This window comes from Buttiauxella gaviniae, assembly GCF_040786275.1.
Taxonomy (GTDB): domain Bacteria; phylum Pseudomonadota; class Gammaproteobacteria; order Enterobacterales; family Enterobacteriaceae; genus Buttiauxella; species Buttiauxella gaviniae_A.
Genome location: NZ_JBFMVT010000002.1, coordinates 3,284,356 through 3,307,174, shown reverse-complemented (window position 1 = coordinate 3,307,174; position 22,819 = coordinate 3,284,356). Strand labels below are relative to the sequence as shown.

General features: G+C 52.9%; 25 protein-coding genes and 1 riboswitch. Of the genes, 10 read left to right on the top strand and 15 right to left on the bottom strand.

The genetic code is table 11. From position 1 onward, the window contains the following. The first annotated feature begins 4 nt into the window (after positions 1 to 4). Positions 5 to 1,111 carry an ABC transporter permease gene (locus tag AB1E22_RS15910; RefSeq protein WP_367596202.1) on the top strand — a complete coding sequence of 369 codons (1,107 nt, stop codon included), beginning with the start codon at positions 5 to 7 and terminating at the stop codon, positions 1,109 to 1,111. Here the strand turns inward: AB1E22_RS15910 and AB1E22_RS15905 are convergent. Then, a complete protein-coding gene (locus AB1E22_RS15905) occupies positions 1,073 to 1,483 on the bottom strand; it encodes a YbhQ family protein (RefSeq protein ID WP_367596201.1) in 411 nt (136 codons plus the stop codon). The genes AB1E22_RS15910 and AB1E22_RS15905 overlap by 39 nt on opposite strands. Before the next feature lie 132 nt (positions 1,484 to 1,615). Here AB1E22_RS15905 and AB1E22_RS15900 point away from each other — a divergent pair, with 132 nt between their 5' ends. Genes AB1E22_RS15900 through AB1E22_RS15890 form a run of 3 tightly spaced genes read left to right on the top strand, consistent with a single transcriptional unit; the run spans position 1,616 to position 4,583 of the window. After that, entirely contained in the window at positions 1,616 to 2,374 is a 759-nt protein-coding gene (locus AB1E22_RS15900; protein WP_367596200.1) for an endonuclease/exonuclease/phosphatase family protein, read from the top strand. Beyond that, on the top strand, positions 2,371 to 3,615 hold the full coding sequence (gene clsB, locus AB1E22_RS15895) for a cardiolipin synthase ClsB (protein WP_367596199.1): 1,245 nt from the start codon (positions 2,371 to 2,373) through the stop codon (positions 3,613 to 3,615). The genes AB1E22_RS15900 and clsB overlap by 4 nt, the downstream gene beginning before the upstream one ends. Beyond that, entirely contained in the window at positions 3,615 to 4,583 is a 969-nt protein-coding gene (locus AB1E22_RS15890; RefSeq protein WP_367596198.1) for a lysylphosphatidylglycerol synthase domain-containing protein, read from the top strand. The genes clsB and AB1E22_RS15890 overlap by 1 nt, the downstream gene beginning before the upstream one ends. Before the next feature lie 83 nt (positions 4,584 to 4,666). On the opposite strand, the gene AB1E22_RS15885 is transcribed toward AB1E22_RS15890, so the two are convergent. From AB1E22_RS15885 to moaA, 6 genes are all read right to left on the bottom strand, one after another. Continuing rightward, entirely contained in the window at positions 4,667 to 5,377 is a 711-nt protein-coding gene (locus AB1E22_RS15885; protein ID WP_034456535.1) for a Bax inhibitor-1/YccA family protein, read from the bottom strand. Between the two features lie 89 nt (positions 5,378 to 5,466). Next, positions 5,467 to 5,919: a molybdopterin synthase catalytic subunit MoaE gene (moaE, locus tag AB1E22_RS15880; RefSeq protein ID WP_367596197.1), complete on the bottom strand. Its 453-nt coding sequence runs from the start codon at positions 5,917 to 5,919 to the stop codon at positions 5,467 to 5,469. A gap of 1 nt (position 5,920) precedes the next feature. After that, a complete protein-coding gene (gene moaD, locus AB1E22_RS15875) occupies positions 5,921 to 6,166 on the bottom strand; it encodes a molybdopterin synthase sulfur carrier subunit (protein WP_367596196.1) in 246 nt (81 codons plus the stop codon). Then, entirely contained in the window at positions 6,159 to 6,644 is a 486-nt protein-coding gene (gene moaC / locus AB1E22_RS15870) for a cyclic pyranopterin monophosphate synthase MoaC (RefSeq protein ID WP_367596195.1), read from the bottom strand. The genes moaD and moaC overlap by 8 nt, the downstream gene beginning before the upstream one ends. Positions 6,645 to 6,647: 3 nt before the next feature. Further along, positions 6,648 to 7,160: a molybdenum cofactor biosynthesis protein B gene (gene moaB, locus AB1E22_RS15865; RefSeq protein ID WP_367596194.1), complete on the bottom strand. Its 513-nt coding sequence runs from the start codon at positions 7,158 to 7,160 to the stop codon at positions 6,648 to 6,650. Between the two features lie 68 nt (positions 7,161 to 7,228). After that, the gene (gene moaA, locus AB1E22_RS15860; RefSeq protein WP_367596193.1) at positions 7,229 to 8,218 is read right to left on the bottom strand and encodes a GTP 3',8-cyclase MoaA; all 990 of its coding nucleotides are present in this window, start codon (positions 8,216 to 8,218) and stop codon (positions 7,229 to 7,231) included. Then, positions 8,206 to 8,334, bottom strand: a riboswitch (molybdenum cofactor riboswitch). Its footprint overlaps the gene before it by 13 nt. A 205-nt stretch (positions 8,335 to 8,539) precedes the next feature. On the opposite strand from moaA, the gene yvcK reads away from it, so the two are divergent. Then, the gene (yvcK, locus tag AB1E22_RS15855; protein ID WP_367596192.1) at positions 8,540 to 9,448 is read left to right on the top strand and encodes a uridine diphosphate-N-acetylglucosamine-binding protein YvcK; all 909 of its coding nucleotides are present in this window, start codon (positions 8,540 to 8,542) and stop codon (positions 9,446 to 9,448) included. A gap of 94 nt (positions 9,449 to 9,542) precedes the next feature. Here yvcK and uvrB read toward each other — a convergent pair whose 3' ends face one another. Beyond that, complete coding sequence (uvrB, locus tag AB1E22_RS15850; protein ID WP_367596191.1) at positions 9,543 to 11,558, bottom strand: excinuclease ABC subunit UvrB; 2,016 nt, start codon at positions 11,556 to 11,558, stop codon at positions 9,543 to 9,545. Between the two features lie 816 nt (positions 11,559 to 12,374). Here uvrB and AB1E22_RS15845 point away from each other — a divergent pair. Then, positions 12,375 to 13,085 carry an ABC transporter ATP-binding protein gene (locus tag AB1E22_RS15845; RefSeq protein WP_367596190.1) on the top strand — a complete coding sequence of 237 codons (711 nt, stop codon included), beginning with the start codon at positions 12,375 to 12,377 and terminating at the stop codon, positions 13,083 to 13,085. Between the two features lie 45 nt (positions 13,086 to 13,130). Here the strand turns inward: AB1E22_RS15845 and AB1E22_RS15840 are convergent, their stop codons facing one another. From AB1E22_RS15840 to bioB, 6 genes are all read right to left on the bottom strand, one after another. Next, the gene (locus AB1E22_RS15840; RefSeq protein WP_367596189.1) at positions 13,131 to 13,649 is read right to left on the bottom strand and encodes a helix-turn-helix transcriptional regulator; all 519 of its coding nucleotides are present in this window, start codon (positions 13,647 to 13,649) and stop codon (positions 13,131 to 13,133) included. A gap of 17 nt (positions 13,650 to 13,666) precedes the next feature. Next, complete coding sequence (locus AB1E22_RS15835) at positions 13,667 to 13,930, bottom strand: hypothetical protein (RefSeq protein WP_367596188.1); 264 nt, start codon at positions 13,928 to 13,930, stop codon at positions 13,667 to 13,669. A gap of 172 nt (positions 13,931 to 14,102) precedes the next feature. Next, positions 14,103 to 14,786, bottom strand: a complete 684-nt coding sequence (gene bioD, locus AB1E22_RS15830; protein ID WP_367596187.1) for a dethiobiotin synthase — start codon at positions 14,784 to 14,786, stop codon at positions 14,103 to 14,105. Then, positions 14,779 to 15,537 carry a malonyl-ACP O-methyltransferase BioC gene (gene bioC / locus AB1E22_RS15825; protein ID WP_367596186.1) on the bottom strand — a complete coding sequence of 253 codons (759 nt, stop codon included), beginning with the start codon at positions 15,535 to 15,537 and terminating at the stop codon, positions 14,779 to 14,781. The genes bioD and bioC overlap by 8 nt, the downstream gene beginning before the upstream one ends. Beyond that, positions 15,521 to 16,672: an 8-amino-7-oxononanoate synthase gene (bioF, locus tag AB1E22_RS15820; RefSeq protein ID WP_367596185.1), complete on the bottom strand. Its 1,152-nt coding sequence runs from the start codon at positions 16,670 to 16,672 to the stop codon at positions 15,521 to 15,523. The genes bioC and bioF overlap by 17 nt, the downstream gene beginning before the upstream one ends. After that, positions 16,669 to 17,709: a biotin synthase BioB gene (gene bioB / locus AB1E22_RS15815; protein ID WP_367596184.1), complete on the bottom strand. Its 1,041-nt coding sequence runs from the start codon at positions 17,707 to 17,709 to the stop codon at positions 16,669 to 16,671. The genes bioF and bioB overlap by 4 nt, the downstream gene beginning before the upstream one ends. Before the next feature lie 89 nt (positions 17,710 to 17,798). Between bioB and bioA the strand changes: the two genes are divergently transcribed. The 4 genes from bioA (at position 17,799) to AB1E22_RS15795 (ending at position 21,739) form a co-directional block, all read left to right on the top strand. Further along, positions 17,799 to 19,088, top strand: coding sequence for an adenosylmethionine--8-amino-7-oxononanoate transaminase (bioA, locus tag AB1E22_RS15810; protein WP_367596183.1), 1,290 nt, complete (start codon positions 17,799 to 17,801; stop codon positions 19,086 to 19,088). Between the two features lie 69 nt (positions 19,089 to 19,157). Next, positions 19,158 to 19,838: a type 1 glutamine amidotransferase domain-containing protein gene (locus AB1E22_RS15805; RefSeq protein WP_367596182.1), complete on the top strand. Its 681-nt coding sequence runs from the start codon at positions 19,158 to 19,160 to the stop codon at positions 19,836 to 19,838. Between the two features lie 14 nt (positions 19,839 to 19,852). Continuing rightward, the gene (locus AB1E22_RS15800) at positions 19,853 to 20,329 is read left to right on the top strand and encodes a kinase inhibitor (RefSeq protein WP_367596181.1); all 477 of its coding nucleotides are present in this window, start codon (positions 19,853 to 19,855) and stop codon (positions 20,327 to 20,329) included. Between the two features lie 111 nt (positions 20,330 to 20,440). Then, positions 20,441 to 21,739, top strand: coding sequence for a putative acyl-CoA thioester hydrolase (locus AB1E22_RS15795; protein ID WP_367596180.1), 1,299 nt, complete (start codon positions 20,441 to 20,443; stop codon positions 21,737 to 21,739). 66 nt (positions 21,740 to 21,805) lie between these two features. Here AB1E22_RS15795 and pgl read toward each other — a convergent pair whose 3' ends face one another. Beyond that, on the bottom strand, positions 21,806 to 22,804 hold the full coding sequence (gene pgl, locus AB1E22_RS15790; RefSeq protein WP_367596179.1) for a 6-phosphogluconolactonase: 999 nt from the start codon (positions 22,802 to 22,804) through the stop codon (positions 21,806 to 21,808). Between the last annotated feature and the right edge of the window lie 15 nt (positions 22,805 to 22,819).

Sequence of the window (22,819 nt, the reverse complement as noted above, 5' to 3'; positions counted from 1 at the left end):
GGCTATGTTTTATCGACTCTGGACACTGATTCGCAAAGAGCTGCAATCCCTGCTTCGCGAGCCGCAAACCCGTGCGATTCTGATTTTGCCCGTGGTATTGCAGGTGTTGCTGTTCCCGTTCGCGGCAACGCTTGAAGTCACCAACGCCACCATTGCGATTTACAACGAAGATAACGGCAGCCACTCGGTGGAACTCACCCAGCGTTTTGCCCGCGCCAAAGCTTTCAGCCATGTGCTGCTATTAAAAAGCCCGCAAGAAATTCAGCCGACTATCGACAACCAAAAAGCGCTGCTGCTGATTCGCTTCCCGGCAGATTTTTCCCGGGATATTGCCAGCCAGCAGCCGGCAAAACTGCAAATTATTCTGGACGGGCGTAACTCGAACAGCGCACAAATCGCCGCCAATTATCTTCAGCAGATCGTGAAAAACTACCAGCAGGAACTGGTGTCCGGGCAACCAAAACCCAACAACAGCGAACTGGTGGTACGCAACTGGTATAACCCAAATCTGGACTACAAATGGTTTGTGGTGCCGTCTTTAATTGCGATGATCACCACTATTGGCGTGATGATTGTCACTTCACTTTCCGTCGCCCGCGAACGTGAGCAAGGCACGCTGGATCAACTGCTGGTTTCCCCGCTGGCAACCTGGCAAATCTTCGTGGGTAAAGCGGTGCCCGCGCAGATTGTGGCTATCGGCCAGGCAACCATTGTGCTTGCCGTCGGGATTTGGGGTTATCACATTCCGTTTTCCGGCTCGCTACTGCTGTTCTACTTCACGATGCTGATTTACGGTTTGTCGCTGGTGGGGTTTGGGTTACTGATTTCGGCGCTGTGTTCCACGCAACAGCAGGCGTTTATCGGGGTGTTTGTCTTTATGATGCCCGCGATATTGCTCTCGGGCTATGTCTCACCGGTAGAAAACATGCCAGTGTGGCTGCAAAATCTGACATGGGCAAACCCGATTCGCCATTTCACCGACATCACCAAGCAGATTTATTTGAAGAACGCGAGTTTCGATATTGTGTGGGGAAGTGTGTGGCCACTATTGGTGATAGCGGCCACCACGGGTTCAGCGGCGTATTGGATGTTTCGGCGCAAAATCGCCTGAGGTTTTATCTTTGGCAAACAGTGAATAGATTATCGGGCCTGCAATCATTGCAAGCCCTGCGCCTGCCAGTAAAAATTTATTATCGATAACGCGGGATAACAGCCACAGCGCAATCATTGCGTTGCCGAAATACCAGGTGGTGGTCAGCTCTTCCAGAAAATCGCCAATATCGCGTAAACGCCCGGTATGAACGCGTTGCAGAATGAACATCAAAACAACTGTTGCGATATACAGCGCGCACAGCCCAATTCCAACCGGGATAAGGGTGGCAGTTTTCCAGCCAACGAGCAGCGCACAGACCACCAAAAGGTGCAGCATAATTTGCCAGCAGCTAAGGCCTGTTGTCACTTGTACACGTTGTTGCCATTTCATTATTTCTCTCCTGGCCACTAATTTCTGTCTTTCAGAGTACCGCAGTATGCGGAAAATTCCGTAACCCAGCACCTATTTGTGACAGAGACTACACTTTATTTTCATTAGGATGTTAACAATGCCGGGAGAAGCATGGGTAACAATGCTCAGCACTTATCCTTTAAAGTGCTCACAATTAATACACACAAAGGTTTTACCGCCCTCAACAGGCGTTTTATTTTGCCGGAGTTACGCGATGCAGTCCGCGCGACTTCCGCCGATATTGTCTGTTTGCAGGAGGTCATGGGCGCTCATGAAGTGCATCCGCTGCATGTGGAAAACTGGCCTGATACCAGCCACTACGAATTTCTCGCCGACACCATGTGGAGCGATTTCGCCTATGGCCGTAACGCGGTTTATCCCGAAGGGCATCACGGGAATGCGGTGCTGTCCCGCTTCCCTATCAGCCATTATGAAAACCGCGATATTTCCGTAGAGGGCCACGAAAAGCGAGGCATGCTTTATTGCCAGATGAATCCGCCGGGTAAAGGTATCCGCGTGCACGTGATATGCGTGCATCTTGGCCTGCGAGATGCTCACCGTCAGGCGCAGCTCAATATGCTCTGCCAGTTGGTCAATGAATTACCGGAAGGCGAGCCTGTGATCGTCGCCGGTGATTTTAATGACTGGCAGCAACGCGTGAATCGGCAGTTAAAACAGACGGGTTTAGATGAAGTTTTTACCCGCGCAATGGGCCGCCCGGCACGTACCTTCCCTGCTCGTTTCCCGCTGCTTCGCCTTGACAGAATTTATGTGAAAAATGCGTCTGCCTCGGCTCCAACGGCTTTGCCGTTGCGGCACTGGCGCCACCTTTCAGACCATGCGCCATTAGCGGTGGAGATTCATATATGAAAAATAACTGGCGCGACGGGAACCGGATTGAATTGCTCGAAAACGGTGACCAATTCTTCCCTGCGGTGTTTAAAGCTATTGAGAAGGCACGCAGCAAAGTGCTGCTCGAAACATTTATCTGGTTTGAAGATAACGTGGGGCGGCAGTTACACGAAGTACTGCTAAATGCTGCGCGTCGCGGCGTTAGTATAGAAGTGCTGCTTGATGGCTACGGTTCGCCGGATTTAAGCGATGAATTTGTTAGCCAACTGACTACCGCAGGCGTGATGTTCCGCTATTACGATCCCCGCCCGCTGGTGTTTGGCATGCGTACAAATTTATTCCGCCGTATGCACCGCAAAATTGTAGTGGTGGACGGCGAAGTGGCGTTTGTCGGCGGCATTAACTATTCCGCCGAACAAATGAGTGATTACGGCCCGGAAGCCAAGCAGGACTATTCGGTCAAAGTTGAAGGGCCGGTGGTGGATGATATTTATCAGTATGTGATTTCCAACCTGCCGGGGCAGGAAAATAAACGCCATTGGTGGAACCGCCGCCGTAACCAGGCGCAGGAAAACCTGACGCCTGGCGAAGCGCAAGCCTTGTTCGTCTGGCGTGATAACGACAGGCATCGGGATGACATCGAGCGTTATTACCTGAAAATGCTCAGTAATGCGAAGCGTGAAGTGATTATCGCCAACGCCTATTTCTTCCCCGGTTATCGCTTGCTGCATGCGATGCGCAATGCGTCTCGCCGCGGCGTTTCCGTTAAGTTGATCGTTCAGGGCGAGCCGGATATGCCGATTGTTAAAGTCGGTGCACGCCTGCTGTACAATTATTTAGTGCGCTCGGGGGTGAAAATTTACGAATACCATCGCCGCCCGTTACACGGCAAAGTCGCATTGATGGACGACCATTGGGCAACCGTCGGCTCCAGTAATCTTGATCCGCTGAGTTTGTCTCTCAATCTGGAAGCGAACCTGATTATTTATGACCGCACTTTCAATGACACTTTGCGCGCAAATTTGACCGGGCTGATTGCCAAAGATTGCCACCCTGTTGTTGAGTCGATGCTGCCCAAACGAACCTGGTGGAACCTGGGAAAAAGCGTTCTGGCGTTCCACTTCTTGCGTCACTTCCCGGCGATGGTGGGCTGGTTACCCGCGCATACCCCACGTCTTTCGCAGGTGATGCCTCCTGCGCAACCGCATATTGAAACGCAGGATCGGGTCGAAGCGGATAATCAGGGGGTCAAACTCTGATGTCACACTCGCACCCAAAATGGCGCAAAGCGAAAAAAATTCTCACCTGGCTGTTTTTCATCGCCGTCATCGTGCTGTTGGTGGTGTATGCCACAAAAGTAAACTGGGAAGAAGTCTGGGAGGTGATTCGAAATTACAACCGCATCGCTTTGTTTAGCGCGGTTGGGCTGGTGATCCTAAGCTACCTGATTTATGGCTGTTACGATCTGCTGGCGCGCTCTTACTGCGGGCATAAACTGGCGAAACGGCAGGTCATGCTGGTGTCGTTTATCTGTTATGCCTTCAACTTAACGCTGAGCACCTGGGTCGGCGGGATCGGTATGCGCTATCGGCTTTATTCCCGCCTTGGCCTGCCAAGCGCCACCATAACGCGCATTTTCTCGTTAAGCATTTCGACCAACTGGCTCGGCTATATTTTGCTCGCTGGCGTGATTTTTACCGTGGGCGTAGTGCAGCTCCCGGCTCACTGGTATATCGACGAAACAACGCTGCGGATTTTAGGCATCGTGTTGTTGGCAATTATTGCGGTCTACCTGTGGTTTTGTGCATTTGCAAAGCATCGCCATATGACGATCAAAGGCCAGCGCCTGGTGCTGCCGTCGTTCAAATTTGCGCTGATGCAGATGGTGATTTCCAGCGCTAACTGGATGGTAATGGGCGCAATAATCTGGCTGCTGCTGGGCCAGCAGGTCAATTATTTCTTCGTTTTAGGCGTGCTTTTGGTCAGCAGTATTGCGGGGGTTATTGTGCATATTCCCGCCGGAATTGGCGTGCTGGAAGCGGTGTTTATTGCCCTGCTGGCAGGCGAACATGTCAGCAACGGCACAATCATCGCCGCACTTCTGGCTTACCGTATGCTCTACTTTATCGCTCCGCTGCTATTGGCGATTGTTTGTTATTTGTGGCTGGAAAGCCGGGCGAAAAAGATGCGGGTAAAGAACGAAGAGAAGATGGAGAGGAGTTTGTAAACAAGAAGGTGGATAGCGCGTTCCGCTTATCCACCTTCTTGGTTAGATCGGGTGAGCGCAAGCGCCACCCGCCCCCTCAATAATTAACGACGATTGCCGAAAATACGCAGCAGCATCAGGAACAGGTTGATGAAGTCGAGATACAGCGTCAGTGCGCCAAGAATCGAGTACTTGCGCATGGTTTGCGTATCGCGAGTATCAATTTGCTCGCCAATGTTTTTCAGCTTCTGGGTATCGTAGGCCGTCAGACCAACAAACACGATCACGCCGATATAAGTCACCGCCCACATCAGCGCGGTGCTTTTCAGCCACATGTTCACCAGCGAAGCCAACACGATGCCGATCAGCGCCATAAACAGCATGTTGCCAAAACCGCTCAGGTCGCGCTTGGTGGTGTAGCCGTAAAGGCTCATCGCACCAAACATCCCGCCTGCGACGACAAAAGTACTGGCAATCGAAGAATAGGTGTAAACGATGAAAATACTGGAAAGCGTCAGGCCCGTTAAGGCGGAATAGAGCATGAACAAGCTGGTTGCCATGCCTGCGCTGAGCTTATGCACCATACCGGAAAGCACAAACACCAGCCCTAACTGGACGATGATCAACCCAAAGAATGTGATTTTGCTGGAAAAGACGAATTCCATTACCGCTGGGGTATTCGCGGCATACCAGGCAACAAATGCCGTCAGCAACAGGCCGCAGGTCATCCAGCCGTATACTTGTGCCATATATGCCTGCAAGCCAGTACGGGCCTGCTGCACAATGGTGTCATTGGAACGTGGGAATCGATCCATGATGCTTCCTTTAGTGAATTACGTTAACTGAACTTCAGGCTTTAAGGCCCACCATGTTTAAGATTAACACAACTACACCGAGGTGCCTGTTACCAGCGTTTTGCCGCCTGCTTATCCGTATCCCGCGCTTCTACCCAGCGATCCCCTTCTGGCGTGGCTTCGCGCTTCCAGAACGGGGCTCGCGTTTTCAGATAATCCATGATGAATTGTGCGGATTCGAACGCAGAATTACGATGCGCCCCGGTCACCCCGACGAAAACGATCTCATCCCCAGGCCATAATTCGCCAATGCGATGAATAACGCTCACCCGTTGCAGCGGCCAGCGAAGACGTGCTTCGTCGATGATTTCCGCGAGGGCTTTTTCAGTCATCCCCGGATAGTGCTCAAGCGTTAACGCGCTGACGCTATCGCCCAGATTGTGATTGCGTACTTTGCCGGTAAACGTCACCACGGCTCCGTCTTCATCGCACTGCGCAAGCCACTGGTATTCATCGCCAACGTTAAAGTTTTCATGGCTTACGCGGATTCGTGTGTTTTCCATTTCAGCCCCCCGTCACCGGCGGGAAGAACGCCACTTCGTCGCCCTCGTTAAGCGGATGGTCAAAACTCACCAGGGTTTGGTTTACCGCCGCCAAAAGCTTACCGGATTCTAACGCCAGTGCCCAACGGTCGCTTTTCGCGGCGAGGTGCTGGCGCAGTTGCTCAACGTCACTAAAAGTGGCATCCAGTTGCAGGCGGTCGCAATCAATAAGCTCACGCACCTGCGCGAAGAAAAGGACATTAATCATGGCTTTCCACCTTAAAATCTCCCGACTTGCCGCCGCTTTTCGCCAGCAGTCGCACGGGGCCAATTACCATGTCTTTTTGTACTGCTTTACACATGTCATAGATGGTTAACGCGGCAACCGATGCGGCGGTTAATGCTTCCATTTCCACTCCGGTTTTACTGGTCAGGCGGCAGACGGATTCAATGCGCACACGATTATGCTCGGGCTGAGCAACCAGGTTGACTTCGACTTTACTGAGCATCAGCGGATGGCAAAGCGGAATTAAATCCCAGGTGCGTTTCGCGGCCTGGATACCGGCAATACGTGCGGTGGCGAACACATCACCTTTGTGATGGCTGCCTTCAATAATCTTGGCAAGCGTGGCAGCTTCCATCGTGATAAACGCTTCCGCACGCGCTTCGCGTACGGTTTCGGCCTTGGCGGAGACATCAACCATGTGCGCTTCGCCGTGCGCATTAATATGGGTCAGTTGCGACATAGTCTATTTCTTGAGATGAGGGTGGAAATTACACGGGCGCACGCGAGCATCAAGCTGCGGCTGAATAATATTGTCCCATGCGGTATGGCAGGCTTTCGGCGAACCGGGCATAGCGAAAATCAGCGTACGGTTGGCGATACCCGCCACCGCGCGCGATTGCAGCGTTGAAGTGCCGATCTCTTCAAAAGAGAGCATGCGGAACACTTCGCCAAAACCTTCGATTTCGCGATCAAACAGCGGGAGCAGTGCTTCTGGGGCCTGGTCACCGTCGGTAAAACCTGTTCCGCCGTTAATCAGCACAACCTGAACTTCATCGTCTGCAATCCACTGGGAAACCTGAGCGCGAATTGCGTAGCGGTTCTCTTTCACAATCGCTTTAGCGACCACTTTGTGACCCGCATCTGTTGCGGCATCGCGCAGATAATGTCCTGATGTATCATCTTCTTCACCGCGACGGCTGGAAACAGTCAGAATGGCAATATGTACCGGGATAAATTCGCTACTCACCTGGCTCATTGGTCTCTTCCTTTTTTATCTGGCTTTTTTATCTGGTTTACGCGTTTTTTGGGGTTTACCCGCCACTTTTATCCGCCGATGTAGGACAGATTCTGAGTGATGCCGGTGTCACCGTCATGCAGGAAATGGGTCTGCTTTTTGTGCGTTAACGCCTCGGCAATGCGGGCTTCAAGCGCATCGATTTGCCCGTCATCGGCCAGCAGATCGCGCAGTGAAATCCCCTGCTCACCAAATAAGCATAAATGCAGGTTACCGACAGACGAGACGCGCAGGCGGTTGCAGCTGGCACAGAAATCTTTCTCATACGGCATGATCAGGCCGATTTCGCCCTGGTAGTCCGGGTGGCAGAAGACCTGAGCCGGGCCATCGCTGCGGCTGCGAATCTGGTGAATCCAGCCGCGCGCCAGAAGTTGGTCGCGAATGGTTTTGCCGGAAATGTGATGTTTACGGAACAGATCGCCGCCGTCGCCGGTTTCCATCAGTTCAATAAAACGCAGTTGAATGGGGCGGGGTTTAATCCATGCAAGGAAGGTATCGAGCTCGTGGCTATTTACCCCGCGCATTAGCACGGTATTCACTTTTACGCGTTCAAAACCCGCGGCAAAAGTGGCATCAATCCCCTCCATCACCTGGCGGAATTTATCCTGGCCGGTAATGGCGTGGAACTGGCGTGCATCTAGGCTATCGACGCTGACGTTCACCGCCGTAAGACCGGCATCGCGCCACTGCTGGATATCACGCGCAAGGCGATAACCGTTAGTGGTAACGGCAAGCTGGCGAATACCCGGATTTTCACGCACGGCAGCGATGATGTCAGTAAAGTCTTTGCGCAGGGAGGGTTCGCCCCCCGTCAGGCGCACTTTTTCCGTGCCGAGGGCAGCAAAGGCGCGCGTAACACGGCGAATTTCATCGACGTTGAGGAAACTTTTATTTGCCACGCCGTGAGGCTTGTAGCCGTCAGGGAGGCAATAATTGCAACGGAAGTTGCAAACATCGGTAATAGACAGACGCAGATAAAAAAACTTCCGTGCGAAAGCATCGGTAAGTTGAGTAGCCATGTACACCTTCCAAATACGGGAGGTGCAGGCATTTCTTTCTGCACCCTGGTGACTCAGGGTCACGGCCAAAGCACCGTATCTTGCGACTTAGGTCCAGAGGCTTAGTGTGTGTTAAAGCGATAGTAGCGCGTGGAGAAGTTATTCGCCATAGCAGCTTTCGTTATATAAATATATACATAACGAACTAATTGCTCAATTTCGCCACAGACTACGCGAAAAGCGAACTTTTGCTTTGATATACATCATTAACCTCCATGGCTGAATCGTATTTTAAGATCTTTTGCGCTACCTTATTTCGATAGTTCGTCATAAGGAATAGTTATGCGCAATCGTACGTTTGCGGATTTGGACCGGGTGGTCGCCCTTGGCGGCGGGCACGGTCTGGGCAGGGTCATGTCATCCCTCTCCTCTTTGGGTTCACGTTTAACCGGCATTGTGACCACCACCGATAACGGCGGTTCTACGGGGCGCATTCGACGCTCCGAAGGGGGGATTGCCTGGGGCGATATGCGCAACTGCTTAAATCAGTTAATTACCGAACAAAGCGTTGCTTCTGCCATGTTTGAGTATCGTTTTGGAGGTAACGGCGAACTTTCTGGACATAACCTCGGAAACTTGATGTTAAAGGCCCTCGACCATCTGAGTGTGCGGCCTTTAGAAGCTATCAATCTCATTCGTAACCTGCTTAAAGTGGATGCGTTTCTGATTCCGATGTCTGAACAGCCGGTTGATCTGATGGCAACCGATGCAGACGGGCATTTTATCTACGGGGAAGTGAATATAGATCAGCTTTCTTCCCCGCCACAGGAGCTGTCGCTGTACCCTAAAGCGCACGCCACGCGTGAAGCGGTGCAGGCCATTGCCGAAGCGGATTTAATTTTGATTGGGCCGGGGAGTTTTTACACAAGCCTGATGCCGCTGCTTCTGCTTGAGGATATGGATCAAGCGCTGCGCCGAACGCCTGCGCCGGTGGTATTTATCGGTAATCTCGGCAAAGAGCTTAGCACTGCTGCAGCCAGCCTGACGCTGGGGCAAACCTTAGACATTATGGAGCAACGTGTTGGGAAGCGGATTATTGATGCGGTAGTTGTTGGCCCACAAATTGATGTGTCTGAAATCACCGATCGCGTGGTGATTCAGGAGCCGCTTGAGGCGCACGATATTCGTTACCGCCATGACCGGCACCTGCTTCGCCAGGCGCTGGAGAAAGCGATTCAGCAACTGGGGTAGCGTTTTGTCGGGTGCCGCTCACGCTAACCCGACCGACAAAACCGGTTTTCGCAGGGCGGATTAACACAAGCAACATCCGCCATTGTGAAATGAACTACGAAGCTGCGATGAAAAGCTGCCGCAACTGATGAAGCTGGTCACGAATCTGCGCCGCTTCTTCAAACTCCAGGTTCTGCGCATGCTCAAGCATCTTGCCTTCTAGCTGCTGAATTTTCTGCTGCAGCGCTTTTGGTGTCAGAACGATTTCATCATCTTCAATCACGCTGCGCGCTTTGCTCTTCATGCGGCCTTTGGTTTTCGCCATCCCTTCGCCAAGCTGAAGGACGTCTACGACTCGCTTGTTAAGCCCTTGCGGCGTGATACCATTCTCTTCGTTATAGCGCTGCTGTTTCTCACGGCGGCGTTCTGTTTCGCCAATCGCTTTTGCCATAGATGGCGTAATTTTGTCGCCGTAAAGAATGGCTTTACCGTTGATGTTACGCGCCGCACGGCCAATGGTCTGAATCAGTGAACGCTCGGAACGCAGGAAGCCCTCTTTATCGGCATCAAGAATCGCCACCAGCGACACTTCAGGCATGTCCAGCCCTTCACGCAGCAAGTTGATCCCCACCAGAACATCGAACTCGCCAAGGCGCAAATCACGAATGATTTCCATACGCTCAACGGTATCAATATCTGAGTGCAGGTACCGAACCCGCTCGCCGTGCTCCTCGAGATATTCCGTTAAATCCTCGGCCATGCGTTTGGTCAGCGTAGTGACCAGAACACGTTCGTTAATTTCGACGCGCTTACGGATTTCAGACAGCAGATCGTCAACCTGAGTGCCCACCGGACGAACTTCAATAATAGGGTCCAACAGGCCAGTTGGCCTGACAACCTGATCGACAACATCGCCACCCGATTTTTCCAGCTCGTAGTTGCTTGGGGTTGCCGAGACATAAATCGTTTGCGGAGCCAGCGCTTCAAACTCTTCAAATTTCAACGGACGATTGTCGAGCGCGGAAGGGAGACGGAAACCATATTCCACCAGCGTCTCTTTACGCGCCCGGTCCCCACGGTACATACCGCCGATTTGCGGAATGGTAACGTGGGATTCGTCGACAACCAGCAAGCCATCGGCTGGCAGATAATCGAACAACGTTGGCGGCGGCTCGCCAGGGCCACGGCCAGAAAGGAAGCGTGAATAGTTTTCTACCCCTGAGCAGTAACCCAGTTCGTTCATCATCTCTAAATCAAACTGCGTACGCTGCGCAAGGCGCTGCTCTTCAAGCAATTTATTGTTAGCCAGCAGGACTTTTCGACGGTCCGCCAGCTCCTCTTTGATCTCTTCCATTGCCTGCAGAATACGTTCGCGAGGCGTGACGTAGTGGGATTTGGGGTACACGGTGAAACGCTGAATCACATTGTCAATTTGCCCGGTCAGCGGGTCAAACAGCGAAAGCCGCTCCACTTCTTCATCAAACAACTCGACACGTAACGCCAGGTCGTCAGATTCAGCCGGGAAGATATCAATCACTTCGCCGCGCACGCGGAAAGTCCCACGCTGGAATGCCTGGTCGTTACGGGTATATTGCAATTCAGTCAGGCGGCGCAAGATAGAACGCTGGTCGATAATCATCCCTTTGGTGAGGTGCAGCATCATCTTCAGGTATAAATCCGGGTCGCCCAAACCATAAATGGCCGATACCGAAGCCACCACAATCACATCGCGCCGCTCAAGCAGGGCCTTGGTGGCCGACAGGCGCATCTGTTCGATATGTTCGTTAACCGATGAGTCTTTTTCGATAAACGTATCTGAGCTCGGAACGTAGGCTTCGGGCTGGTAGTAATCGTAGTAGGAAACAAAAAATTCAACCGCGTTATCCGGGAAGAACTCTTTCATCTCGCCATACAATTGTGCCGCGAGGGTTTTATTCGGAGCCAGCACCATGGTGGGACGTTGCAAATCAGCAATCACATTCGCCACGGTGAACGTTTTACCGGAGCCCGTCACCCCCAATAGCGTTTGATGGGCAAGCCCGTCTTCTAGCCCCTCTTCAAGGCGACGTATGGCTTCGGGCTGATCGCCAGAAGGTTTGAATGCTGAATTTAATTTGAATGCTTTACTCATGAAGAGGCTACCTGGTGAAGAAACGAGCGGGCCGGAGGGTAATTTTACTCGGCACAGGAAATTTTGCCAGAAAAAGATACTGGATGAAAAACCAGTTCCATGCCATCGAGTTTATGATACTTCCCCCCTCTTTACCGTCTGGTTTGCCGGTAAAACACTCATCTCTCAGAGGTTTCAACTGACCAAAATGGTTATCCCCAGATTTTTTTAGCTTTTAACATTTGTCAAGCAGTGTCATAAAAGCGTAAGGAACATCTGTGGCACTTTTATTGCAACGATTGATTTTATTCAACTCATTAATTTTAAAAGTTTATTTAAGAAAGTCTGGTTTCGCGCCAATTCATGCGCAACCCGCGCCCGCTCTCGCTTACCGCAAGTTTTCTAACTCTAATGCACATGGTTATCCACAGGAATAGTGGATAACTGCTCTCAGCCCTTTTGCAGCGCAGACCGCAAAAAACCCTAAATTCTCTGTGCGGAGCCGCAAAAATATTTTTAAGGTTTTTTTTTGATCCTTTTTTACCTGTGATGGATTTACCTTTTCTTATGCTACCGCTCACGAATTAAGCATTTTCATAACGCAACCGCGCGGCTTTGCACCAAACAGACCAAACCCCGGCACTGACAAAGTGCATCGTGCTTTTTGAGTCGTAGAGCACGAAGGCTTATTCATCCTTTTTCATGAGTCTATTCTCAAAGTTGCAAAGTTCAGGCGTATCGATCCGTTCATGGCAAGGGAATTGCACTGTTGATAAGTAATACTCCGCGTTGCAGAAGTCGCTCCGCATTGTTAACCCTGCCTGAAGGAGAATGTCGATGTTGAGTCTGCGTGCTGTGAATCAGTTTTATGGCGAAAACCATATTCTGTGGAATCTGGATCTCGAACTAACCCCTGGAGAGTGCACCTGCATTCTCGGTGCACCTGGCATGGGTAAAACAACGTTGGTTAACTGCATCACCGGTTACCTCCCCGTGCAAAGTGGCACTATGACCTGGCTTGAGGCGGGCCACCCTCCGCAGGATTTGCTGACGCAGCCGATTGAAGGCCGTGCGGCATTAGGAATGAGTTATGTCGCCCAGGACAGGCGCATTTTTTCTCAACTCAGTGTTGAAGAAAATCTGCACATTGCGCTTTTAGCTGCCCGAGGCAACTCACGTTCTATACCCGGCATGGTCTACGCGCTTTTTCCTGAACTCTACAGCTTGCGCCATGTGCGCGGCGGTGAGTTGTCGGGCGATCTTCAGCAGCAGTTAGCCTTGGCTCGCGCCCTGGTAACGCAACCCAAACTGTTGATTCTTGATGAGCCCACTTTTGGCAGCGGGCAGCGGTTTGTTAACGATCTGGGGAATATTATCCGGCGGCTGAGCCGTGATTTTGGGCTGACAATTCTGCTGGTTGAACAGCGACTGTCATTTATCCGCCGCGTTGCAGACCGCTTCTGTTTGCTTCACCGGGGCCGTAACGTCGCCCAGGGAAATGTCGCGCTACTGGACGACAAACTCGTCTCCAGTTGGATTGATCCATGATGGAGTGTCACAGGACGGCAAGAATGATCCCGTAGTATTCTGCCGTCATAGTTGCCCGAGTTTCTTCTGTAGGCTCGGATCGAGATCGGCCATCTCCCGCTGCAAATTGCACTGGCGTGTAACGGCTGAAAGCTCCACCAGCGGCAAAGGCACTTTCGATACGCCCGCTTCTCGCATCCAGCGCAACACAGGCTCCAGATGCCAGATGGCCGTTTTACCGTCATGTACCGGCTGGGGGAAAGCATTGCGGCTGACCATCACTTTTCGCATGTATTGACGTGAAAATCCCAGCAGTTCGGCAATATCCGTTAACCCGACTAAATCGGGCATTACTTCAACCAGGCTCGCCCCTGGAATAATGCGTTTTACATCCTGAATGGCTGAAACCACCGCCTGTTTGGCGTCTTGCGCTTCGCGAATGAAATTTAACGCGATACGCCCCGTTACTCCTACCCCCACCAGCGCATCGTCACAGCCCTGTGCTCCTAAGGCTTCAACCCATTCGGCTGGATTCTGGCTTTTTTCTGGCAGTGTAAAAATCAATGTGAAACTAAATTCTGACATGTTCTGCTCCTTGAAACTTAATGTCTGATAATCGGCGGTATGCTTTGCTGGCTACAGTTATCAACCACGAGGCGTATTTGCCTGGCGTGATTAAACGCGCTACGTGGCGTGCTCCAGATACAGCTAATACAAAACTCACCGCAGCGGCAGGCTTTGTCATTCCACGGGCAATACATCTTACCCCAGCAATGCGAACCGCCAGGGCGGACTTGCCACCCCTGACATTCCGCATAACTTAATGCTGCTTCAATATCCTTATTCGGGTGAACGCGCCGCTTCATAAAACCTCCAGACCATACTCTCAAAAAAGTTGTCAGGTGACAACATGAAATTGAGAAGTAATTTACCCGCCTCAGGTTTTACTTCAAGGAGAAATAATGTCCCATAACGAATAGCGGAAGAGCGCCCGAAAAACATCTCGGGCGTTGCTGAAAAGTGCTGAGGTTTTGCGAGTTATGCCGAAAGAAGAGAAATATCTAAATGGCGGCCAAGAGAGGTTTGAGTGTCAATATCGGTATAGAAAGGGATCTCCCCCAACATCGGTGCTTTCAACACATTGCGCAGTGTCGCGATATATTCCGAGTGGCGTTTGCCGGTAGGTTGAACGTCATTGGCGATCCAGCCTGCCAAACGCAGCCCCGCGCTTTGCACTGCCTGTGCGGTTAACATGGCGTGGTTAATGCAGCCCAGCTTCACACCAACGACCAAAATAACGGGCAACTGCTCTAACCCCACCCAGTCAGCAAACGTGGTGTTGTCCGAAAGCGGTGTAAACCAGCCTCCAGCCCCTTCAACCTGCACCCAATCTGCGAGGGGATAAAGCGCCTCAAGACCTGATGACAGCGCCGAAAATGCGATGGGACGCTGCTCTAGCGCACTCACAATATGCGGCGATGTCGGCTCCTGGAAAGTGAACGGGTTGACCTGTGGGTAGCTTAACTCCACGCTGCTGTTGCGCTGCAGCGCCAGCGCATCGCTATTTCGCAGACCTTGCGGTGTCACTTCGCTGCCCGAAGCCACCGGTTTATAACCTGCGGTACGATAACCCGCCTGCGTTGCTGCCTGAAGCAATGCGCAACTGGCGACGGTTTTCCCCACTTCCGTATCGGTTCCGGTAACAAACCATTTTTTAATCACGTTCAATGACTCCACAAACAAGTTGCCAGGTCAGAGGGAATTTCCCCTCTTTTTGCGGCCAGGCGAAGCTTAATTTTTGCAATTGTTGACGGGTCATCAACGACGCTTTACGCCCGTCATGAAGGTGCGTCGCACCGATTCCTTTTAGCGAGTGCATGGCAGCCAGGACCGAATCATACGTCTGGCTAATCTCATGAATTTGCAGAGAGAAACGCCAGCCCGCACAGGCATTCTGGATACGTTCGACGGCGAGAAACTGATTCGCATGAGGCCGTTCATCGACTGCCTGCCAGGCGGTATGCAGTTCGCTCAATGAGTTCTCTGCAAGGGTGGTAAATGCCACACAGCCGCCGGGGCGCGTCACGCGATAAAGCTCGCTCAAACCACGGCGTAAATCACTGCACCACTGCACCGCAAGGTTGCTCCAGGCGAGATCGGCGTAGTTATCCGGCAGGTTGATGGTTTCGATGTCGCCTTCAAGGTAACGGTGCGCAGAATCTTGCTGGGCCGCATGATTCAACATGGCGGGAGAGAGATCTAACGCCGTCACGTGGCAGCCTTTTTCACGCCACACGCGGCTATACCAGCCGGTGCCACAGCCTGCGTCCAGTACGCTTGAAATTTCACGGCCTTCGAGCCTGGCCGCAAGCAATGTTCCGCTGGCACGCTGCAACTGGGCGTGACTGTCATAGGTGGTTGCCGCCCGACCGAATGCCGCGGCGACGGCGGCTTTGTTAACGCGTTGCGTCATACAGCGCCTCCAGAAGCAGGTCGATATCCTCAACGGTATGACTGGCGGTTAAAGTTACGCGTAGCCTTGCACTTCCCGCTGGCACCGTTGGCGGGCGAATCGCCGTCAGCCAGAACCCACGTTCACGCAGCGTGACGGCAAGACTCACCGCGGCTTCATTTTCACCGACAATGAGCGGTTGGATAGCGGTTTGCGAGGCCATTAATTTCAGCGGTAATTGCCCCGCTCCCGCACGGAAGCGGGCGATGTTGGCGCGGAGTTGCTCACGTCTTGAGTCATCGCGGCGAATCACCTTCAACGCCGCCGACAACGCGCAGGCCTGAGCGGGTGGCATTGCGGTGCTGTAGATCAGATGGCGAGCGAATTGCAGCAAATAATCTGCCATTGATTCGCTGCACAAAACGGCAGCCCCGCTCGCCCCAAACGCTTTACCAAACGTAACGACCAGCAAATCAGGCTTAACGTGTTGCTGATAACAACTGCCCCGCCCTTCCGCACCGAGCACCCCGATGCCGTGCGCATCATCCACCAGCAATAATCCCTGAGCCTCAAGAGTAGCCCGAGCGATTTCAGCCAGCGGTGCTTCGTCGCCGTCCATGCTGAATACGCCTTCGGTTATCACCAGTTTCTGGCCGTCTATCGGTTGCGCGAGTAGCGTTTTTAGCGCAGCCACATCGTTATGGGCAAAACGCCGAAGCTGTGCCGGGCTCAGCATCGCCGCTTCGAGAAGCGAGGCGTGGCTAAGTTTATCGGCAAGAATACGGTCTGGTTTTTCCGTCAGCGCCGTAATAAGTGCCTGGTTGGCGGCAAAACCAGAAATAAACAGCAGCGCACGTGGGTAACCGAGCCAGTCAGCAAGTTGTTCCTCGAATTGCCGATGCGCTTCGTTATAGCCAGTGACATGCCCGGAGCCGCCGCTGCCGACGCCATACTTTTCAGCCCCGTCTTGCCAGGCGCGAATCACTTCAGGATGATGGCTGATTCCCAGATAATCATTGCTGGAAAAATTCAGATAGCGGGTATCGCCTTGTTCAAGAAAGCGCCCGCTACCTTGGTGATTCACCTGCCGGATTCGAAAGCTGCCCGTTGCGCGCCGCTGCTCTAAAGCGCCGTCGATACGCTGCTGCCAGGTCATACAGCCGCCGCGTTGTAGTAATTCTCCGTATCTGCTGAGAGCAATTGGTCGGTCAGTTGTTGCTGCTGTTCGTTATCACCCGCGTGGGTTGTGGTCTGCTGCGGATTCAGGCCCAGCTTGCGGAACAATTGCAGATCTTTATCTTCTTCCGGGTTTGGTGTGGTCAGCAGTTTGCAGCCGTAGAAAATGGAGTTCGCGCCCGCCATGAAACACATCGCCTGAGTTTGCTCGCTCATCTGCTCGCGCCCGGCGGAAAGACGCACAAAGGAGGTCGGCATCATGATACGCGCCACGGCGATAGTGCGAATAAAATCAAACGCATCCACGTCTTCGTTATCGGCCATCGGCGTGCCTTTCACTTTCACCAGCATGTTGATCGGCACGCTTTCCGGCGGCGTCGGTAAATTGGCTAATTGCAGCAGCAATCCGGCGCGGTCGGTAACGGTTTCCCCCAGCCCAACAATGCCGCCGGAGCAAACTTTAATCCCCGCTCCGCGCACTTTATCAAGCGTATCGAGACGCTCCTGATAGGTACGAGTGGTGATGATATTGCCGTAGAATTCTGGGGAGGTATCCAGGTTGTGGTTGTAATAATCCAGCCCTGCCGCCGCGAGGCGTTCTGCTTGCGTACCGGTTAATGTGCCGAGCGTCATGCAGGTTTCCAGCCCCATTTCACGCACGCCCTGCACCATTTGCTCAAGGTATGGCATATCGCGGTCATTAGGGTTTTTCCAGGCTGCGCCCATGCAAAAACGGGTAGAACCGGCATTGAGTGCCTTACGCGCCGAGTCCAGCACCTGCTCAACTTCCATCAGGCGCTCAGACGCCAGCCCGGTTTTGTAGCGGGCACTTTGCGGGCAATATTTGCAGTCCTCCGGGCACGCGCCGGTTTTAATCGACAGCAACGTGCTGACTTGCACATGACGGGGATCGAAGTGCTGACGATGCACCTGCTGAGCTTCAAACATCAGTTCGAGGAAAGGTTTCTCAAATAAAGCAGTGACCTGCGACATTGTCCAGCGTGCGTGGTGAGCCATTGGGCGTCTCCAAAAAGGGTGTTGTTAGCCGTTGATTGACGTTATACTTGTAAACCTAAATCTTTTTTAAATGGTTTACAAGCCACCCTATGACCCCTGCTGATTTAGCGTTCGACCAACAACATATTTGGCATCCTTACACTTCGATGACCCAACCGCTACCGGTTTATCCGGTTGTGGCAGCGACGGGCTGCGAACTGCAACTTGCTGATGGTAAAGCCCTTGTTGACGGGATGTCATCCTGGTGGGCAGCCATTCATGGCTACAATCACCCGCGTTTAAATCAAGCGATGAAAGACCAGATTGACCAGATGTCGCACGTAATGTTTGGCGGTATCACCCACCCCGCCGCTGTGGCGCTGTGCCGTAAACTGGTCGAGATGACACCGGAAAATCTTGAATGCGTTTTTCTGGCCGACTCCGGCTCCGTTGCCGTTGAAGTGGCGATGAAAATGGCGTTGCAGTACTGGCACGCCAAAGGCGAACCGCGCCAGCGCTTCCTCACTTTCCGTCATGGTTATCATGGCGATACGTTTGGTGCGATGTCGGTGTGCGATCCGGACAATTCGATGCACAGCCTGTGGCAGGGTTACCTGCCTGAGCACCTGTTTGCCCCTGCACCAAATTGCCGTTTCGACGATGAATGGGACGAAATGGACATCGTGCCGTTTGCGCGTTTAATGGCCGCTCATCGCCATGAAATTGCCGCCGTGATTCTGGAGCCGATTGTTCAGGGCGCAGGCGGAATGCGCTTCTATCATCCTGAGTGGCTACGCCGTATTCGCCGCATGTGCGACCGCGAAGGGATTTTGCTGATTGCCGATGAGATTGCCACCGGTTTTGGGCGCACCGGCAAACTGTTTGCCTGCGAACATGCGGGGATTTCACCGGATATTCTCTGCCTTGGCAAAGCGTTAACCGGCGGCACCATGACGCTTTCAGCCACGCTGACCACCCGCCACGTCGCGGAAACCATCAGCGACGGCGAAGCCGGATGCTTTATGCACGGCCCAACGTTTATGGGTAATCCGCTGGCCTGTGCGGTCGCCACGGAAAGCCTTGCGCTTTTAGAGGAAGGCCACTGGCAGCAGCAAGTGCGCACGCTGGAACAACAGCTAAAAGAGGGGCTAAAACCCTTACAGAATTGCGAGCAGGTTGCTGATGTACGGGTACTCGGGGCGATTGGCGTCGTCGAAACGCACCATCCGGTCGATATGGCTGCACTTCAGGCATTTTTTGTTGAACAAGGTGTCTGGATTCGTCCGTTCGGCAAGCTGATTTACCTGATGCCGCCTTACATTATCAGCCCTGAACAACTGGAAAAACTTATCACCGCCGTGGCGGGTGCCGTGGAAAATCCGGCGTTTTTCAGACGCTGAGCGCCAGCAAGCCGCTCGCGCATGCACTACACTTCGAGGATCTTTTCACGTCCCAACAGGGAGATTCAGATGAAAATCCTCATGGTTTTAACCTCGCACAATCAACTGGGTAATACCGGCAAACCCACAGGCTTTTGGCTTGAGGAGTTTGCCGCGCCGTATTATGTCTTTCACGACGCCGGGCTTGAGGTGACTCTCGCCTCTCCAAAAGGGGGGCAGCCACCGCTTGATCCTAAAAGTGACGAACCCGACGCGCAAACCGATGACACGCGCCGTTTTCGCGCTGATGCCGCCGCTCAGAAACTGTTAGCGAATACTGAAAAACTTGCGGGCATCAACGCTGAAGATTTTGACGCGGTGTTTTATCCCGGCGGCCACGGCCCACTGTGGGATCTGGCCGAAGATAGCCATTCGATCAAACTTATCGAAGAATTTTGGGCGGCGGGAAAACCCGTAGCGGCGGTATGCCATGCGCCAGGTGTATTGCGCAAGGTGACTAAGCCCGACGGCTCGCCGCTGGTCAAAGGCAAACGCGTGACGGGCTTTACCAATAGCGAAGAAGAGGGCGTGGGCTTAACCGCCGTCGTGCCGTTTTTGGTGGAAGATGAGCTGAAAAAAGCAGGTGGGCTGTTCGAGCGCACCGACGACTGGGGTGAATATGCGGTGGTGGACGGGCATTTGGTCACCGGACAAAACCCGGCGTCATCCGCTATTGCTGCCGAGGAACTCCTGAAATTACTGGATCTCTGACCAAGGGGTAGGCAATGAAATTGATAAGCCAGGATTTTAAAGAGGGGGATAAACTCCCCTGGCGTCAGGTGTTTAACGGCATGGGCTACGACGGCGATAACATTTCCCCTCATTTGGCATGGGACGATGTGCCGGCGGGCACCAAAAGCTTTGTAGTCACCAGTTATGACCCTGATGCACCAACCGGCTCTGGCTGGTGGCACTGGGTGGTGATCAACCTTCCTGCCGATACGCGCGTGCTGCCACAGGGGGCAGGCTCAGGTCTGGCCGATCTCCCGGAACCCGCCATCGAAACACTCACAGATTTCGGTAAACCGGGCTACGGCGGCGCGGCGCCACCAAAAGGGGAATCACACCGCTACATTTTCACCGTTCACGCCATCGACGTTGAAAAACTCGATATTGACGAGAACGCTTCGGGTGCCATGGTGGGTTACAACGTCCATTTCCACTCGTTAGGAAGCGCGTCGATTACTGCAATGTTTAATTAATCCCACCTTTATGAAGCCGATTTGCACAATCGGCTTCCCGTTTCGCTCAACATAGTATAAAAAAGCAGGTTTTCAGATCCCCTTTTAAAATTGCATTGCAAGGAGCAAGCCTTGAATACTTTTTCGGTTTCTCGTCGGGCAGCCGCGCTCGCTTTTGCTGTAGCTTTGTCGGCCTGTAGTTCAACACCTCCGGAAGACATCCCTTCTAAGCAAGTCGCGCCGGGCACCCAGTCTCGTCCAATTTTATCGTCCGATGAAGCGCAGAACTTCGTTCAGGCGCGTTACTTCTCATCTAAGAATAAAGATGAAGCGGCCTGGGCTCCGTCATCCATTCGCCTTCCGCAGCAGCCTGATTTTGTCGTCGGTGCCGCCGGTGGCGAAGGCGTGACTCACACGTCTATTCAGGCAGCCGTTGATGCAGCCATGATGAAACACAGCAACACTCGCCAGTACATCGCTATTCAGCCAGGCGAATATGTGGGCACCGTTTATATCCCTGCGGGTTCCGGCAGCGTCACGCTGTACGGCACTACGGATAATGCAGGCGATGTGAAAATCACCATGCCGCTGGATTCCGAAATCGATGTGAATACCTGGCGCCGCGCGGTCAACCCATCAGGCAAATATATGCCGGGCAAACCTGCCTGGTACATGTTCGATAGCTGCCAGAGCAAGCGCAGCGCGACCGTTGGCATCATGTGTTCCGCAGCAGTGTGGTCCCAAAACAATGGCCTGCAGATGCAAAACCTGACTATCGCAAACACCCTGGGTGATAGCGTTGACGGGGGTAACCATCAGGCCGTTGCTCTGCGTACCGATGGCGACAAAGTGCAACTGAACAATGTTCATCTGCTGGGCCGCCAGAACACTTTCTTTGTGACCAACAGCGACGTGCAAAACCGCATGTTAACTGACCGTCAGCCGCGCACACTGGTAACAAATAGCTACATCGAAGGTGATGTGGATGTGGTTGCTGGCCGTGGTGCGGTGGTGTTCGAGAATACCGATTTCCGTCTGGTTAATAGCCGTACCCAGGAAGGTTATGTGTTTGCCCCTGCTACGCTGCCAAACATTTACTACGGTTTCCTGGCAATCAATAGCCGCTTTACCGCCGCAGGCGATAACGTCGCGCAATTGGGTCGCGCCTGGGATGTTGAAGCGAATGAAAACGGTTATACCGCAGGCCAGACATCCAATGGTCAGGTCGTTATCCGTGACAGCGTGATCAACGAAGGCTTCAATAGCGCAAAACCCTGGGGCGATGCCGCAAGTTCTAAACGTCCGTTTACCGGGAATGTCGGTACGAAAGGCGAGAAAGACGCCATCCAGCGCGATTTGAACGATGCTAACGCAAACCGTATGTGGGAGTTCAACAACCGCGGCGTTGGCAGTGCGGTCGTTGCAGAGTAATTAAGCGTTCGACCTAAAACAAAAAACCTCGCAATTGCGAGGTTTTTTTATTATTGAATCAAAGTATTAGAAGGCGTTAACGACTACCCACATCGGCCCTTGCCCCACGGCATAACGGCCCTTCTCTTCCAGTAACCCTTGCTCGCCGTTAATTTGATAAACCGCGATATGGTGTGATTTCTGGCCCGCTGCAATCAGGTATTTCCCGCTATGGTCGATGTTAAACCCGCGCGGCTGCGTTTCCGTCGGCTGGAAACCTTCTAACGCCAGGACGCTACCATCTTCTGACACGCTGAATACCGTGATGATGCTGGCGGTGCGGTCGCACGTGTAGAGGTGACGACCATCCGGTGTAATGTGAATATCAGCCGCCCAACGAGTATCAGCAAAATCTGGCGGCATGATGTCCAGCGTTTGCACACATTCAATTTTACCGTTAGCATTTTTCAGCTCCCACACGTCCACGGAGCTGTTCAGTTCATTGACGCAGTAACCGTATTGCTGGTTCGGATGGAACACCATATGACGCGGGCCTGCGCCCTCAACGGTGGTCACTTCCGCAGGCGTTTGCGCTACCAGTTTGCCGTCGTCAGACAGCGTAAACTGGCAAATACGATCTTGCTTCAGCGCAGGCACCCACAGCGTGCGGTTATCCGGCGAAATATTGGCTGAGTGGCAACCTTCCAGCCCTTCGACCACATCTACCACCTCACCCGGTAAACCATCTGCACCAAGGCGCACAACGCTTACGCTGCCTGCATTGTAGGAAGCGCTGAACAGGAAACGTCCCTGACGATCGGTTGAAATATGCGTTGGGCTGCCCGGAATGGCGGTAACACCCGCTTCGGTAAGCGTACCGTCATCTGGCGTAATGCGGTAAGCAATGACGCGAAACTCAGGACGCACGCCCACATACAGAAAACGTTTGTCAGGGCTAATGACCATCGGCTGCACCTGGCCTGGCACATCAACGACCTGAACCAGAGTCAGTTCGCCTGCATGGTCGAGTTGCCAAACGTGAATCTGCTGGCTTTCGGGGCTCGCGGTATAGACTGTTTGTTTCATGAAATCTCTCTCCTC